Here is a 15,378-nt window from a genome sequence, read left to right as displayed (position 1 = left end):
CAGCCTTTAGAATATCGCTGAGTCTTTGTCAATTTTGCGCGCCGCATAGTTGCTACCAAGCACCAGGAAGAAGGCGACAAAGGACTGAAGGAAGCCTGCAGCGGAAGCCATCCCGATGTCACCGGATTTACGCAAGCTCCGGTAGACGAAGGTGTCAATTACATCTGTGGTCGGGAAGAGCAATGAAGCATCCCCTACCATGGCATAGAACATACCGAAGTCCGCATTCATGATTCTTCCTACTGCCAGGAGGGTCAGGATGATGATCGTTGGCCGCAGCATCGGAATGCTGATATAACGAATCTGCTGCCATCTGGAAGCTCCGTCAATTGAAGCGGCTTCATAATAAGAATTGTCAACAGAGGTTAAGGCCGCCAGATAAACAATCGTGCCGTAACCGGTTATTTTCCAGCGTGCCGCAATGGTCAGAATGGCTGGCCACAGCTCGGCCCGGCTGTAAAAGTCTATCGGCTGTAAATGCAGGTACTCCAGAAAGCGGTTAACCGCACCGTTCTCAAAGTTCAACAGATTGTAAGCGAATACACCTACGACGATCCAGGAGATGAAGAAAGGTAGAAAGGTTAACGACTGGGTAATCCGTTTGAAATACTTGTTACGCATCTCATTCAGCAGCAAAGCAAATCCTACTTCAAATACTAGTCCTATCGCAATAAAGAGGGCATTCAGCAGGATCGTGTTGCGGATAGCCCGGAAGGCTACCGGTGAAGAGAATACATAATCAAAATTGCTGAACAGGGGATCCATCCATTCACTGCCAAAAATCCCTTTGGAGAAATCGAAATTTTTGAACGCGATGACAAGACCGGCCAGTGGCAAATAGTTAAAAAGCAAGAATAGTACCCCGACGGGGAGGAACATGAGCAGCAAGGTGCGATTTTTGTACAGTTCCTTGAACACTCCGTTTAGTTTCATATCGACTTCCCTTTCGCTGTTTGGATGACTTAATTGTAAAAGAGAACGATAGGCACTTCTATGAGTCATTCTTGCACTTTGTAGTTTCCTTTTGTCCTGATGACCCTATTGCAAGTCATTATCCCCCCAAACAGACAAAGGAGCGAATCTCCCACCTAGAGAGTCCCGCTCCTATGTCTGCTTTTACATTTCTAATAGTCTACTAATGGTCGTCCGACCTAGGTAATTCCAACTCTATCTTCTTAGGATGGCGCAGCAGTATTCGGGTACCGCCCTGTGAACCCGTCTCGATCTGCAGCTTGTAGTCAGACCCGAAGTACAGCTTCAGACGATCGTTCACATTGCGGAGCCCTACCCCCCGGCGGGTGGCAGTATACATTTCCTCGGCATGTACCTCATGCTCCAGTTCCTCTATGATTTGCTGCGGAATGCCTTTACCGTTATCTGTAATCTCTATGATCATATCCTGCCCCTCACTGCGCGCGGATACAATGATCTTGCCTTTCTCAAAATCACTTCGCACGCTATGCTGAATCGCATTCTCAACCAGAGGCTGCAGCAGCAGCCGCAAGAATGGGAGGTCGAGCAGCTCTTCATCAATAGAATACAGGATGCGGATCATACTGCCCATTCTGGCCTGCTCAATCAACACGTAAGCTTTGACCTGCTCAATTTCACGCCGCAGAGTTGTGATCTCCTTACCCTGATTCAGACTGAGCCGGAGCAAATTACCGAGCGCAGATACCATTTCACTAATATCGCTGCGTCCATGGTTCTCTGCCTTCCAGCGAATGGATTCCAGCGTATTATAGAGAAAATGCGGATTGATCTGGTGGCTTAGCACCTGGAATTCCAAGGCCTTCTTCTTCCGCTCTGAACGCCACGCATCCTGAATCAGCACATCAATCCGCTGAACCAGACTTCCGACCCCACGGTACAGCCAGCCCACCTCATCCTTCCGAGGGGAGTTCAGTACGATATTATGAAAGTTCCCGTCTTCCATTCTCCGCATCAACCGCACCAGACGAGCAATGGGCTGAGTAAAATACACCGTAATATAGAAGACAACGGCAATGCAGCAGATTAGATAGATGATCAGAAAAATAATCAATAGCCGGTTGATCTCATCATTTGTCCCGGTCAGCTCCTTGAGCAGCGTCAGGCTGACGATCGCCCAAGGCTCGCTGCCCAGCCCGACATAGGTTGCAAGATAGGTATCGCCATCGATCTTAATGGTCTGTGAACCTTCCGGACTTTGCTGCAGATGAGTGATGAACGACTCCGAAGGAAAAGAGGTGCCTGCCCACTCATTAGCAGATGAATCATAGTAAATCGTGCCGTTCTTATTCATAAGAAGCAGCTTCTGGTTCTTCAATTGCTCCGTGGGCGAAAAATAACGCTTCAGATGATCCTCCGAGACTTCCGTAACGACGATGCCGCGGGGCTTCCGATCGTAAAGGCCCGAGAAACGTTTGATATAGGCGAGTAATGGCCTTCCATACTTGCCTTGCTCCGGCATGAACTGCCTCCAGGTCGGCCCGGCACTTTCCTGAGGTTTCTGGAACCAATCCGCAGATATTAGATTAGCCGAATCTCCCAGCGTATTCATATAAGAAGGGTACAGCGCCGGATTCATCGGATACACTCTGACCCGGAAGGCATCGATTTGCGGGGTAGCCTGATAGAGCAATGTCAGCATATTTACCGTGAAGGCCTCCTCTTCAGCGGCATTGGCTGGCGGGTCGACCAACAGATCCTGCAGGCGTTTATTGCCGATAAGCGTATTGACCTGATCATTGAGTTTATTAAGATAGATTTCAAAATTTTTGCGGGCCTGCTGGAGATAGCTTAGTGAAATCTTGGTATTGGTGTTGGTAATGCCCTCAATAGACTTGATATGTGCATAGTAAGCAAAGATGAGGAACGGTAAAATAATGATCAAAAAAAACACCAGAATAATCCGGTTCCGAAACGATGCTCCCAGCCGCAGAGAAAAACGATTCACAGCCGCAGCCACCCTTCCTTCCATGTCGACAACAATCCCCGCAATAGTTTGCGATCCACTCATTGTGACAACGGATGCATATATTTATATTTATGCTGTAGCGTTCATCATCTTATGGAAAAGAGGAATCGCATTGACAGCATCCAACAAAACGGTTGTACATGTAATCTCCCACACCCACTGGGACCGGGAATGGTATATGCCTTATGAAGCCCATCACGTCAAACTTATCGAAACGATAGATACCTTGATTGAAACGTTCGAGTCCGATCCTGATTTCAAGAGCTTCTATCTTGATGGACAAACCATCGTTGTAGAGGATTATTTGCAGGTCTATCCCGAGAAGCGCGAAATCATCCAGCGCCTGTGTGATGAAGGCAAGCTGTCCCTCGGTCCGTGGTATATCCTTCAGGATGAATTCCTGACGAGCGGCGAAGCCAATGTCCGCAATCTGCAAATCGGCCACCGTGATGCCAGTACGTTCGGTCCGATCTCCAAGCTCGGCTATTTCCCGGATTCCTTCGGCAACATGGGCCAGGCTGCGCAAATTCTACAGCAAGCCGGCATCAGCACAGCCGTGTTCGGCAGAGGTGTGAAAGCCACCGGCTTCAACAATCGCGTAGAAGATGCTTCCGGCCTGGAATCCCCATACTCCGAGCTGATCTGGCAATCTCCTGATGGTTCCAGTGTTCTCGGTATCCTGTTCGCCAACTGGTATAACAATGGTATGGAAATTCCGGTAGACCCTGAGGCGGCCAAGGCGTACTGGGATATTCGCCTGGAACGTGCCCGGCAGTATGCCTCCACTAGGCATCTGCTGCTGATGAACGGCTGTGATCATCAACCGATCCAGACTGATCTGTCCGAAGCTCTGCGTGTGGCGCGTGAACTCTATCCCGACTGCGAATTCATCCATTCGAACTTTGATGATTACGTGAAAGCGGTGAAAGAAGAGCTTCCGGAAGATCTGACCCTCACTACCGGCGAGCTGCGCGGACAGCATACCGACGGCTGGTATTCGCTGGTCAACACAGCATCGGCGCGCGTATATATCAAACAGCTCAATCAACAGAATCAGACACTCCTGGAAAAAACAGCAGAGCCGCTGGCCGCCCTGGCACATGGGTTAGGTAAACCGTATCCGCATGGTCTGCTGCAATATGCCTGGAAGACCCTGATGCAGAACCATCCACATGACAGCATTTGCGGCTGCAGTGTGGACGAAGTGTATCATGAGATGAAGACCCGGTTCGCGAAGAGTATTGAAGTTGGCTCCTCCCTCGCCACCGAAAGTGCCAAATTCATCAGTTCCAAGGTGGATACATCCGTATTCGCATCGTATGGAGATCAGGCCGTTCCTTTCGTGGTCTATAATACAAGCGGCTACGCGAGCAGCGGTACAGTTACCGTCGAAGTGGAATGGTCCCGCCGGTTCTTCAACCAAAGTGAAGATCCTGTCGCCGTCTTCAATGAGGTCGTTGGCCGCACGCATGGCGAAGGTTATCTTGTTAATGCAGCAGGGGTACGACTCGATGTTACCGCCGAGGATCTGGGCGTACGCTTCGGCTACGAACTGCCCGGAGACAAGTTCAGACAGCCTTACATGGCCCGTGCCCTGCGCCTGACTTTTGAGGCGGATAATCTTCCTGCCTTGGGGCTGGCTTCCTACGCCTGGATTCCAAGCAAGGCTGCCAATACGGAACAGGAGCCGCAGGATGTCTATCTGGTCACCGGTGACTTGACCATGGAGAACGAGCATATCCAGGTTAGCCTGGAACAAGACGGCAGCTTCTCCCTGTTGGACAAAGCCAGTGGCCAGCTCTACAGCGGCCTTGGCATCTATGAGGATGTCGGCGACATCGGGAACGAATATATTTTCAAGCAGCCGATAGGCGATACAGCTATCACAAGCCGTGGTGTACAGGCCGAAATTACGTTAGTCGAGGATACACCTTATCGTGCAGCTTTTGTAATCCAACACACGCTGCAAATTCCGGCTTCTGCTAATGAACTGCTGCAGCAGGAAATAGATACGATGGTGGAGTTCAGACAGCGCCAGGCAACTCGCTCACAGCAGCTTGTCCCGCTTCATATCGTCACTCGCATCAGCCTGGAGCGTAGTAGTCAAGCCCTGCACGTGCATACCCGTATCGACAATCATTCGAAGGATCACCGCCTGCGGGTCCTGCTGCCATCCGGCGTCCAATCGGCTGTGCATTATGCCGACTCTGTCTTTGAAGTAGCCGAGCGCCAGACCGTACCTGCACCAGAGTGGGAGAACCCAAGCAACTGTCAGCATATGCAATCGTTCATCGATGTGCATGAGGACGGCCGAGGCCTAACTGCAGCCGGCAAAGGCCTGAACGAATACGAAGTGCTGCGTGATGCCGAGGGTACAATTGCCGTCACACTGCTTCGCAGTGTCGGAGAGCTTGGCGACTGGGGCGTATTCCATACCCCTGATGCCCAGTGTCTTGGAGTGAACGAAGCAGAGTGGAGCATTATTCCGCACCGCGGCGGGGACACTCGCTTTGACGCTTATCGTGAAGCTTATCGCTTCGCTGTTCCGCTCATCACAGCCCAAACTGACATTCATGAAGGCGAACTGCCGCCCGTACACAACTTCCTCACCTGGGAAGGAAAAGGGCTTGCCTTCTCCAACCTGAAGCTCAGCGAAGGCAGTGGTGACCTGATGGCCCGCTGGTACAACCTCGCGGAGACTTCATCCGAACTGAGCATCCACGCAAGCGAGGATGTCGTGCTCTATACCAGCAATATCATGGAACAGCACACCTCAGACGTTCTGGAACAGTCGCTTCCAGTGAGCAAGGCAGGTATTGTGACAGTCGGAATTTCGTCCCGATAATTGACTTGATTTGCTTTTAGGACCTCCAGGCTGCCAATTCCTACGAACGGGCAGCCTGAAGGTTATTCCTCAGCCATCCCCAGCTGTCTTCTAAATTCCTTCGGTGTGCAGCCTACCTGCTTCTTGAACAGCTTCGAGAAATGCACCGGGTCCTTGTATCCAACCTGATAGGAAATCTGATAGATTTTAAATTTCACATCATACAACATTTCCTTCGCTTTTTTGACACGAATCTCTGTCAGATATTCGAGAAAAGTTTTATGCAGTTCCTTCTTAAACAGCTTGCTGAGCCATACCGGTGTGACATGTACAGCAGAAGCAACGCTCTGCAGTGTGAGGCTTTCAGCATAATCACGATGCAAGATTTTCTCCGCCTCGCTGACGATCTGGCTTGGCGTCTCCGAGAGCTTGCGGAAATCAGCAGCGATCTCATGCAAGAACGCTTCAGTCTGCACACGCAGTGCTTGCAATGTATCATACTGCTCCAGCTGCTCCCAGACGGCAATCGGATTACTCCTCCAACTCTTAAGCACCGTCCCCTCCGCCCCTCTGCGGAACACTTCGAACAGCCACTCAAAAATTTTCTGTTGAATATCCCTTAGCTGTGTAAGCTGCCAGGAATGCACCATCTCGATGAAGCTGTCCATCGCCCTTGAAATATCGGCATCGGTCCCATAGCGGACCAGATCAAGCATTTCTTCCGGCTCCTGCAGCGACAGGTCCTCATTTTCTCCATCATAAAAAAGCCCCTGCTCCGTAAACAGCCGGTTGCCGCCATAGACCGCTTTCTGCTCCATTACGCTTAACGCCTCAGTGTACATGTGATAAAGATTCCGGGTGTTGCCTGGCTTGGTCAGCATACCCGCACTGGCCGTGATTTTGACAAACTCATTGATTCTCTGAATCAACAGCTGTGCCATGCCCTGGGCAAATTCTGTTTGCTCCAGCTGTGAACTGCCAAGCACGACGATCCAACGGTTGTGGTTATCCTTATAAAGAGCAGACGGATGCGGATATTCCTCCTCCAGCGTCTGATGAACAACATTACCGATACCGAACAGAATCAGTTCCTTCTCATGCGGATTCCGGTTCTCAATCGCTTTGAGATTATCGGCCTCGATAACAATCAGGAACATCGGCTCCTTCAGCATCCATTCCAGTTCCAGCGTCTGCAGACGGTGACATCTACGCATTTCCAGATTGGGATCGTAGACATGCTCGATCATTTCCTTCAGCAGTTCCTCCCGCATTTTGGGAATAGCGAAGACAGCCTGATTGCGTAGCATCTGGCGGTTGCGTTGATCCATCCTTTTGCGATTGATATTCTCCACCGATTTATCCACCATTTTCCCCAGTTCATCCAGGTTGATCGGCTTCAAGATGTAATCGCATACACCTGTCTGCATCGCTTGCTTCACCAGTTCAAAATCATCATAACCGCTGACAATAATCTTCTCCGGCTTATAGTCCTCCACAGGGCATAGAGCATTCAGAAACTCCAAGCCCGACATGCGATTCATTTTAATATCCGTAATGATCAGATCCGGTCTAACTTCAAGTGCCGTGTGCAAGGCCACATCCCCGTCCTCCGCCACCAGAATCTCCGTAATATTGTAATCCTCCCAAAGAAAGCGGTTACGTAAACCTTCACGAATCTCATATTCATCATCCACTATAAGTACGCTAAGCATCTGTTCACCTTCCCGATTCGCATTTTTATACCTTGTTTCCTTTGGCAACATTATGCTTTAGCTTCATACTACCTGACAGCGGCTAGGATTGCACGGGGGTAATCCTTAACTTTTATGGGTGAATATTAAATTGCACTAACCATCCTTTTTGAAAAGGGTTTAATCTTAGCTCCATAAAAATAAAACGGCATCGTCCAGAGAGACTTCAGCCGTTCTATATCTGTGCGCAGTGCGCTGTATTCAGCTCAACAACTTATATACCCAATGATCAAGAACGAACCGATGACACCGCTAACGCCTTCAGCTTATTGACAATAGCACCCTCGCAGTCACCTTCCAGTGCAATCGATTCCGAGGCATAGGGAGCAAGCTCCTCGTGATGTCCGATCATAACGGCATGCCGGGCCTGCTGGAACATGGAAATATCATTAGCATCATTACCAAAGGCAATAAACTCCTGACCTCGTACCCCAAGCCGTTGTAACGCATTCCATTTATGAATATTCTGCGGGCTGATATCTATGACATTTTCATTGCGGTGCCTATGAATGACCACGCCAAGATTTTTCAGAGATTTCGCCAACTCCTCCATATCATCAGCAGTCAAAATAAGAATCTTGACGATGGATTTCAGAGATTCCACAGGAAGGCGTTTGGCCAGCTTGGAGGGATCTACATTATTCAGAATGGGATGATCGTGTGGACCGGTATAGGCATAATCCCAATCACTGTCAATCAGATAAGTGCCCTGATGTTCTTCAATCAGCCTAAGAATCTCCTGAACATCCTCCTGAGTGAAAGCTTCGGCATGCAGAACCTTGCCTTCCTTGGACACTAACGACCCGTTGCCGCCGATGAGCGCAAAGGAATGAAAACGTTTATGCAGAACAGGTAGCATATCACGAATCGGACGGGCCGAGGCAAAAATCACTTCATGCCCTTCATGCGTCATTTCTTCCAGACAAGACAGAATAGTTTCGGATACCGGTTGGCCTTTGAAGCAAATCGTACCATCCAGGTCAAAAACGAATTTCACTTTTACCCCTCCAAAACAGATGAATTTATGTAATATATTACACTAATCCTACTGCTATTTTCAGAGAAAATAAAGCTTGGATTGGGTCATACTTCAGGAATTGGTGATCGATTCCGAAGAGCTATTCAGAAGGAACGTGATTGACAATCCAAATCAATTACAGTACCTTTAGTCAAAAAAAGAACACACCCGAGGTGAAATCACAGATGGCTACAGTTAAATTGCAGCATGTCTCTAAAGTATTTACATCCCAGAAGGACAAGGTTCAGGCTTTGGAAAACGTCAACCTTTCTCTGGAGCCCCATGAATTTGTAGCCATTATCGGACCCAGCGGCTGCGGCAAAAGCACCCTGCTGAAGATAGTTGCCGGCTTGGATACCGGGTATGAAGGAGCTGTCGAACTGGATGGCAAGCCCGTTACAGGACCGAGCATTGAGAAAGGTGTTATTTTTCAGGAGCATCGTTTATTCCCGTGGCTGACTGTCGAAAAGAATATCGCCGCTGATCTATCCCTGAAAGACCCTGAGGTCAGAAAAGCTGTTGATGAAATGATCGAGTTAGTCAAACTCGGCGGGTTCGAAAAGTCTTTCCCCAAAGAATTATCCGGCGGCATGTCCCAACGTGTTGCCATAGCTCGGGCCTTGATCCGGAACCCGAAGGTTCTGCTGCTGGACGAGCCCTTTGGTGCTCTTGACGCCTTCACACGCAACCACATGCAGGAAGCGCTGCTGGATATTTGGCGCAGTAACCGGACTACCATGCTGCTCGTGACTCATGATATCGACGAGGCCATCTTCCTTGCCGACCGGATCGTGGTGATGCAATCCAAGCCGGGCAGAGTGAAAGAGATTATCCCCATTAACCTGCAGCATCCCCGTTCCCGTATCTCCGGACCATTTTTGGAATACCGCAAGCGGGTGCTGGAAGCCCTAAGTGATTCCGAGCAGACAGAACCTGCATATAGCATCTAGTCAAAATATCTAAATTCTCTATTTCGAGTTCACGTCTCGCCCATGCTGGGTGAGGCGTTTTTTTATAATCCCAACCGCTCGATCTCCTGCTGCAAATGCTTAAGTAGTTCCTGATGGGCAATCGAGAAATGCTGTCGCTTGGAACGGGCATAGCCAAGTGGGATAATATCCTGATCCAGCTCCCTGGCCTCCAGCGGAATCGCCACAATATCGCCGCTCAGGATCAGCGGATCATTCATGATGTTGAACTCCATGAAGATACTGATCACATCCCCCGCAGCGATCGTCCGCTTCAGTACCTCCTGATTGGTCGAGGTGAACAGCACCTGTACAGGACCGTACTTCAGCATCAGCTTTTTCATAAAAAGCCTTGAAAAGCTTCCGTTGACGCTGACAAAAGTCTGGTCAAGCAGATCGGATACGCCCAGCTTGCTTCTGGAAGCCAGCGTGGATTTGCGACCCACACATACTACGAGTCGGGTCTCCAGCATCGTGGTTAGCCACAGGTCCTTGATTTGCTGGCTATGCTCGGGATGAAAATAAATCAGCCCCATATCGGTGATATCCTGGCGTATATCCTCCAGAATCTCCACCGAATCCTTTTCCGTAATCTCCAGCTTGACATAGGGGTTGTTCGCTTTGAAAGACATAATGGCTTTCGGAAGAATCGCAAGAAAATTGGGGCTCACAGACAGGCGGATATCGCCGTGGATCTGCTCCTTTTGACCAGAGACCTCGTCCTCAAACTCCTGAACCTTCAGCAGAATTTCACTAGCCTTGGCAATCAATATCTTTCCCCGTTCGGTTGGTAGCGTCCCGTGCCGCGTTCTGCGGAACAGCTCGAACCCTACCTCTTTTTCTAGCTTCATGATTGCTTTACTGATACCAGCCTGCGAGATATGCATGGTCTCCGCTGTAGCTGAGATTGATCCTGTTTTCGCTACATTTACAATATATTCTATTTGTTCGATATTCACCTGAAATTCACCCCGTTCCCATAACCATTGGTTATATAAATATCATTCAAAGTTATTTTACTTGTTTAATCGGATATAGTAAAGTGATCTTTAACTTAGATAAAGGGGACTCGAACTATCATGAAAAGAAGAAATACATTCGCAATTCTATTAGCTGCCATAAGTATGCTGCTGGTACTCGCTGCCTGCGGTAAAGATAATAGCTCCGGTAACTCCAGTAGCAACTCCACTGCCTCCGGAACCAATCAAGTGGCCTCCACTCCAGAAGTCACTGTCAATATCGGCGTCCAGCACGCTGTTGCTCCGCTGGTTCTGGCTCAGCAACAGAAATGGTTCGAAGAAGAATTCGCCAAGCACAACGCCAAGGTAAGCTGGGTAGAAGTACCGGGTGGCCCAGCGCAATTCGATGCGATTCTTACGGATCGTCTGGATCTCGCGGTAACCGGTAATACCACCGTTATCACTGGACAAATATCCGACATTCCTTTCAAAGAAATTGCCATTGGTAGCACTGGCTCCAAGAATGTCGGACTGCTACTGCCCAAAGACAGTAAGATTACCGATCTCAGCGAATTGAAAGGTAAAAAAATCGCTGTAGCCAAGGCAACAGCAGCTTATGACATCCTGTTCAGATTACTGGACAAAGCAGGCCTGACTGCAAATGATGTCGAGCTTATCCAGCTCACTGCGGATGAAGCCAAGGCAGCGTTCGTCGGAGGATCTGTGGATGCATGGGCCATCGGCGAGCCGTACCTGTCGACAGCGGTTGTAGATGAAGGCGCCAAGGTTCTCGCAGACGGTTCCACCATTAACTACATCAGTCCTGCATTCCATATTGTCCGCACCAAGTTTGCCGATGAACATCCGGATCTCGTAGTCGCCTATCTCAAGGTACTGGAAAAAACACTGCAGTGGCAGAAGGATCACCTGGATGAAGCGGTAAAAATCTACGCTGATGGCACCAAGCTGAATCCCGAAGTTGTTAAATCCGTCATCTCCAATGTCCAGTTCGCGACTGTACCGGTTTCAGATGATTTTGTAAAAGCTCAAGGAGAGCTGGCAGCGTTCCTGTTAAAAGAAAAAGCAGTAAATAAGTCTGTTGACCCTGCCAAGGTCGTAGATAACACCTTCATCAATCAAGCACTAGAAGAAGTGAAAAACGATAAATAACCGTTAGGAGAGACAGCTATGAGCACAATCACCATCCCAATCCAAGAACTCAAAGACATGGGTAAAAAAGTCCTGCTGAAATACGGCGCTACCGAGCACGAAGCAGAGATTATCGCCAGTGATTACCTGGATGCCGATTTGAGAGGCCGCTCGTCGCACGGTTTTACCTTCTTCAAGCAGGCGGTCGGCTCCCTCGAAGGCAGAGGGAAGTATGAAGCCGCTCCGCTGGAAGGCTCCTATCTGCATGTCGCCGGAAATTACGATCTGGGCCATATCGTGGCCCGGGAATCGATTGATCTCGCTCTGCCAGCACTCGCTGAGCGCAAAGTGATCACCATCGGTATCACCGATGTCTCCCGCTTCAACTGCCCGGGCATTATTGCCCGGTACGGAGCAGAACGCGGCGCGATTACGCTGATCTCCGCTTATGGCGGAATGAGTGTGATGGCACCTCCCGGAGGCAAAGGAGCTGCCGTGAACAATACACCGCTGGCGATTGCCATCCCGCATACAAATCCGCTGTTTGTACTCGACATGGCCGTATCGGAGCGGGCTTGGGGCCATCTCAGTATCGCCAAATTCAAAGGAGAGTCCATCCCGGAACATTGGGGAGTCGATGAAGAAGGCCAGCCAACCGAGAATCCTGCGGATGTCAAATGGCTCTCCCCGCTTGGCGGCTACAAGGGCTTCGGCCTGGCGCTCGCGCTGGAGATTCTGAGCGGCGCCCTTGTCAATGTACCTATCGGTGCCCAAGGACTGAAGAAGAATCGTGGAGCCTTCATCCAATTGATCGATCCTACCATTTTTGGTCATACTGTGGAGTCCTTCACCGCACAGGTCACTGGCTTCCTCGGCGAACTGGCCGATATTCCGCTGGCTGAAGGTCATAACGTGCCGATTACCTATCCCGGACAAGCTTCGGAACAGCGCTATCAGGAAGCGCTAGCTTCCGGTGTCATTACACTGCACCATTCTGCTATTGATTACTTGCGTAACGAACTATGAAAACGCAGAAATCTTATCTGAAATACGTTTATGGCAGCCTGCTTCCCCTGCTCATTGTGGTGGTGTGGCAGTTAATCGGGGAGCTTCATCTGCTGCCTCCCCAGCTGCTCCCTACACCGCTCAAGATCGGCAGAAGCTTTATTGATCTGCTCTCAAGCGGTGTGCTGCTGTCTAATATCGGAATCAGCATCTATCGTGCTCTGATCGGCTTCCTCATCGGCGGCGGGTTAGGAATCGTATTTGGGCTCCTCGTCGGTTTCTATAAAAGAACGGAGTGGACGCTGGACCCGACGTTACAAATGATTCGAACCGTCCCCCATTTGGCCATTATGCCACTCTTCATTCTATGGTTCGGCTTCGGCGAATTCTCCAAGGTACTGTTGATCGCGATGGGTGCTTTTTTCCCTATCTACCTCAATACCTTTATGGGTATTCGCAGCGTGGACTCTAAGCTGTTCGAAGTATCTCGCATTCTGGAGTTTAGCCGCTTCAAGCAGATTACCCGGCTCATTCTACCGGCTGCCATGCCCAATCTGCTGCTCGGCATCCGTTTGTCCCTCGGCACGGCCTGGTTGAGCCTGATCGTTGCCGAGCTAATGGGAGCAAACGCAGGTGTAGGCTATATGATCTCGGATGCCCGCCAGTTTGCCCAGACCGAGGTTGTTTTCGTCGGCATCGTTATCTTCGCTGGAGTCGGCAAGCTGACTGACTCCCTTGTGCGCAAGCTTGAGACCCGCCTGCTGCGCTGGCGGGATAATTATAACGGATGACCGTGTTACACTTTTTACATTTACAAGTACAGGAATAAACCAAACAGGCGTAGCCTTTCGCTCCTATGCGAGACGCTGCGCCTGTTCTTTTCATAGAGAAAAGCCCGCGCTGAATTATGCTATAACGCCTCTTTGCCCAATATCATCACTAAGAGTTACATGATAGAATTCAAATATAAGTTCCTTTTTGAAAACAACAAATCAGCATCTTTTATCGGGAGGCGTCTAACATGTCAGAAAAGCAAGATTCTGAATTCCCTGCTCCGCAGCATGAGGTGGGAGAACGTCAGGACCTATGGGTGACGATGAGTGACGGGGTGCAATTAATGACCCACATATGGTTAAGCAGGGGTGAACAGCCCGCGCCAGTAATTGTGGTACGCAACCCTTACATAGGCAGAGAATTCCGGCCAGACCCCGAAGTCGTGCTGCTCTCTGCTTATGGATACAATGTCATCATCCAGGAGTGTAGAGGACGCGGTTCCTCCGGCGGGCGCTGGGTGCCGTTTATACATGAGAAGCAGGACGGTCTGGACACGCTGGATTGGATCATCTCCCAGCACTGGTGCAACGGCAATATCGGCTTATACGGGGGTTCGTATCTCGGCTTTAACCATTGGGTGCTCGCAGACAGTCTGCCGCCAGAGGTCAAGACACTATATATCTCCGTGATCGGTACCGAACAGCAACGCTTCATCTATATGGACGGGATGTTCCGTCCGGATATCTATACCAGTTGGGCGGTTACCAACGCTGGCGCCGATCTTGGAGGCCGCAGCCCCCGGGACCTGGAAGAGCAAGCGCGCCAGTTCCGTCCTCCTCTGGAGATGGATGTGACCCTGCTCGGCAAACAATTGGATTGGTACCATGACTTCCTGTTGAACCCTGGAGCCGGAGACGAGCTATGGCAGGAGGGCTTCTGGCAGGAATTCCGGCATATCCCCTCCCGTCTTTCCGTTCCGGTCTGTATGGTCGGAGGATGGTTTGATATTGCTCTGGAAAGCATGATGCTGACCTATGAGCAGATTCCGCCAGAGATCCGGGAGCGCAGCCGCTTTATCGTTGGCCCTTGGGTACATTCGCTTGCCCCGCATGGGGACCGTGATTTTCCGGGTGGTACCGTCAATGGCGGCAATGGCGGTTTCCGCGAGGTGCTGGGATGGTTTGATTACATGCTTAAGCAGACGGCGTATGAAGAGGAGCTCGGCACGGTCAAAACCTATGTAATCGGCGCAGATGGCTGGCAGAATTGGACGTCCTGGCCGCCGCCGGTGCAGAAGCGAACCTATTATTTAGGGCAGCATAACGTCCTAAATGATGTGCCCGAAGTGGATGGGCATCAATTAACCTACACTTATGATCCGCTCGATCCAGTGATTACTGTAGGTGGAAGCGGTCTCTTATCAACCTTTGAAGCCGGTCCGGACCAGCCCCGTACAGCATGTGCATTACAGCTGGAACCGGGCTATCGCCAGGATGTCCTGAGCTTTCTCTCTGCACCGCTGGAGGAGGAACTGTTCCTCGCAGGGTCGATCGAAACGGTGCTGCAGGTCAAGTCAACCGCCGAAGATACTTCATTCACCGTCAAGGTGAGCGAGGTTCTGCCGGACGGCAGAACCTATAATATCGCTGATGGCATAACTTCACTGGCATATCGGAACGGTTCGCCGACCGCACTGCCTTATTCTCCCGGTTCACTCGAAGAGATCACGCTCCAATTATGGCCGATTACCTGGGTGCTGGGAACAGGCTCACGGATCAGAGTCGATATTTCTTCTTCCAACTTCCCGGCTTACCATGTGCACCCTAACCGGGCCGGCAACTGGTCCAAGATTCAGGAGACGGTGACGGCCGAGCAAAGTATATACTGGGGCGGAGGCCATAACGCTAGTATCCAGCTTCCAGTATGGAAACCACAATCTTAGCCATATAGATGTGAAAATCAAAGGCGGCC

At 50.3% G+C, this 15,378-nt stretch carries 11 protein-coding genes; 6 read left to right on the top strand and 5 right to left on the bottom strand.

Features of this window, described 5'->3' with window-relative positions:
• Positions 1–6: 6 nt before the first annotated feature.
• Together ACFORK_RS01245 and ACFORK_RS01240 are read right to left on the bottom strand one after the other, a co-directional pair.
• Positions 7–933 carry an ABC transporter permease gene (locus ACFORK_RS01245; protein WP_379194801.1) on the bottom strand — a complete coding sequence of 309 codons (927 nt, stop codon included), beginning with the start codon at positions 931–933 and terminating at the stop codon, positions 7–9.
• Between the two features lie 202 nt (positions 934–1,135).
• Positions 1,136–3,001, bottom strand: a complete 1,866-nt coding sequence (locus tag ACFORK_RS01240; RefSeq protein ID WP_379194799.1) for a cache domain-containing sensor histidine kinase — start codon at positions 2,999–3,001, stop codon at positions 1,136–1,138.
• Positions 3,002–3,071: 70 nt separating this feature from the next.
• On the opposite strand from ACFORK_RS01240, the gene ACFORK_RS01235 reads away from it, so the two are divergent.
• Positions 3,072–5,804, top strand: a complete 2,733-nt coding sequence (locus ACFORK_RS01235) for an alpha-mannosidase (RefSeq protein WP_379194797.1) — start codon at positions 3,072–3,074, stop codon at positions 5,802–5,804.
• Between the two features lie 62 nt (positions 5,805–5,866).
• Here the strand turns inward: ACFORK_RS01235 and ACFORK_RS01230 are convergent, their stop codons facing one another.
• Together ACFORK_RS01230 and ACFORK_RS01225 are read right to left on the bottom strand one after the other, a co-directional pair.
• On the bottom strand, positions 5,867–7,495 hold the full coding sequence (locus ACFORK_RS01230) for a response regulator (RefSeq protein ID WP_379194795.1): 1,629 nt from the start codon (positions 7,493–7,495) through the stop codon (positions 5,867–5,869).
• A gap of 268 nt (positions 7,496–7,763) precedes the next feature.
• Positions 7,764–8,531, bottom strand: coding sequence for an HAD-IIB family hydrolase (locus ACFORK_RS01225; RefSeq protein ID WP_379194793.1), 768 nt, complete (start codon positions 8,529–8,531; stop codon positions 7,764–7,766).
• Positions 8,532–8,737: 206 nt separating this feature from the next.
• On the opposite strand from ACFORK_RS01225, the gene ACFORK_RS01220 reads away from it, so the two are divergent.
• Complete coding sequence (locus ACFORK_RS01220) at positions 8,738–9,502, top strand: ABC transporter ATP-binding protein (RefSeq protein ID WP_379194791.1); 765 nt, start codon at positions 8,738–8,740, stop codon at positions 9,500–9,502.
• Between the two features lie 62 nt (positions 9,503–9,564).
• On the opposite strand, the gene ACFORK_RS01215 is transcribed toward ACFORK_RS01220, so the two are convergent.
• Positions 9,565–10,479: a LysR family transcriptional regulator gene (locus ACFORK_RS01215; RefSeq protein ID WP_379194789.1), complete on the bottom strand. Its 915-nt coding sequence runs from the start codon at positions 10,477–10,479 to the stop codon at positions 9,565–9,567.
• 120 nt (positions 10,480–10,599) lie between these two features.
• On the opposite strand from ACFORK_RS01215, the gene ACFORK_RS01210 reads away from it, so the two are divergent.
• The 4 genes from ACFORK_RS01210 to ACFORK_RS01195 all read left to right on the top strand — a co-directional run bounded on the left by ACFORK_RS01210 (position 10,600) and on the right by ACFORK_RS01195 (position 15,349).
• Positions 10,600–11,649 (top strand): aliphatic sulfonate ABC transporter substrate-binding protein, encoded by a 1,050-nt coding sequence (locus ACFORK_RS01210; protein WP_379194787.1) that lies wholly within the window; start codon positions 10,600–10,602, stop codon positions 11,647–11,649.
• Between the two features lie 18 nt (positions 11,650–11,667).
• Positions 11,668–12,654, top strand: coding sequence for an Ldh family oxidoreductase (locus tag ACFORK_RS01205; RefSeq protein ID WP_379194784.1), 987 nt, complete (start codon positions 11,668–11,670; stop codon positions 12,652–12,654).
• Positions 12,651–13,424 carry an ABC transporter permease gene (locus ACFORK_RS01200; protein ID WP_379194782.1) on the top strand — a complete coding sequence of 258 codons (774 nt, stop codon included), beginning with the start codon at positions 12,651–12,653 and terminating at the stop codon, positions 13,422–13,424. Before ACFORK_RS01205 ends, ACFORK_RS01200 begins: the two co-directional genes overlap by 4 nt.
• 230 nt (positions 13,425–13,654) lie before the next feature.
• Positions 13,655–15,349, top strand: coding sequence for a CocE/NonD family hydrolase (locus ACFORK_RS01195; protein WP_379194780.1), 1,695 nt, complete (start codon positions 13,655–13,657; stop codon positions 15,347–15,349).
• The last annotated feature ends 29 nt before the right edge of the window (positions 15,350–15,378 follow it).

The sequence above is a fragment of the Paenibacillus sp. GCM10012306 genome, assembly GCF_042649265.1.
GTDB lineage: Bacteria > Bacillota > Bacilli > Paenibacillales > Paenibacillaceae > Paenibacillus_AQ.
Note: the sequence above shows the minus strand (reverse complement) of the source record. Positions and strands in the feature narration are given on the sequence as shown.

Excerpts from the sequence above, each read along its gene's own strand:
- ACFORK_RS01210 (WP_379194787.1), top strand. The coding sequence starts at position 10,600 with ATGAAAAGAAGAAATACATTCGCAATTCTATTAGCTGCCATAAGTATG.
- ACFORK_RS01205 (WP_379194784.1), top strand. The coding sequence starts at position 11,668 with ATGAGCACAATCACCATCCCAATCCAAGAACTCAAAGACATGGGTAAA.
- ACFORK_RS01220 (WP_379194791.1), top strand. The coding sequence starts at position 8,738 with ATGGCTACAGTTAAATTGCAGCATGTCTCTAAAGTATTTACATCCCAG.
- ACFORK_RS01245 (WP_379194801.1), bottom strand. The coding sequence starts at position 933 with ATGAAACTAAACGGAGTGTTCAAGGAACTGTACAAAAATCGCACCTTG.
- ACFORK_RS01200 (WP_379194782.1), top strand. The coding sequence starts at position 12,651 with ATGAAAACGCAGAAATCTTATCTGAAATACGTTTATGGCAGCCTGCTT.
- ACFORK_RS01240 (WP_379194799.1), bottom strand. The coding sequence starts at position 3,001 with ATGAGTGGATCGCAAACTATTGCGGGGATTGTTGTCGACATGGAAGGA.
- ACFORK_RS01230 (WP_379194795.1), bottom strand. The coding sequence starts at position 7,495 with ATGCTTAGCGTACTTATAGTGGATGATGAATATGAGATTCGTGAAGGT.
- ACFORK_RS01195 (WP_379194780.1), top strand. The coding sequence starts at position 13,655 with ATGTCAGAAAAGCAAGATTCTGAATTCCCTGCTCCGCAGCATGAGGTG.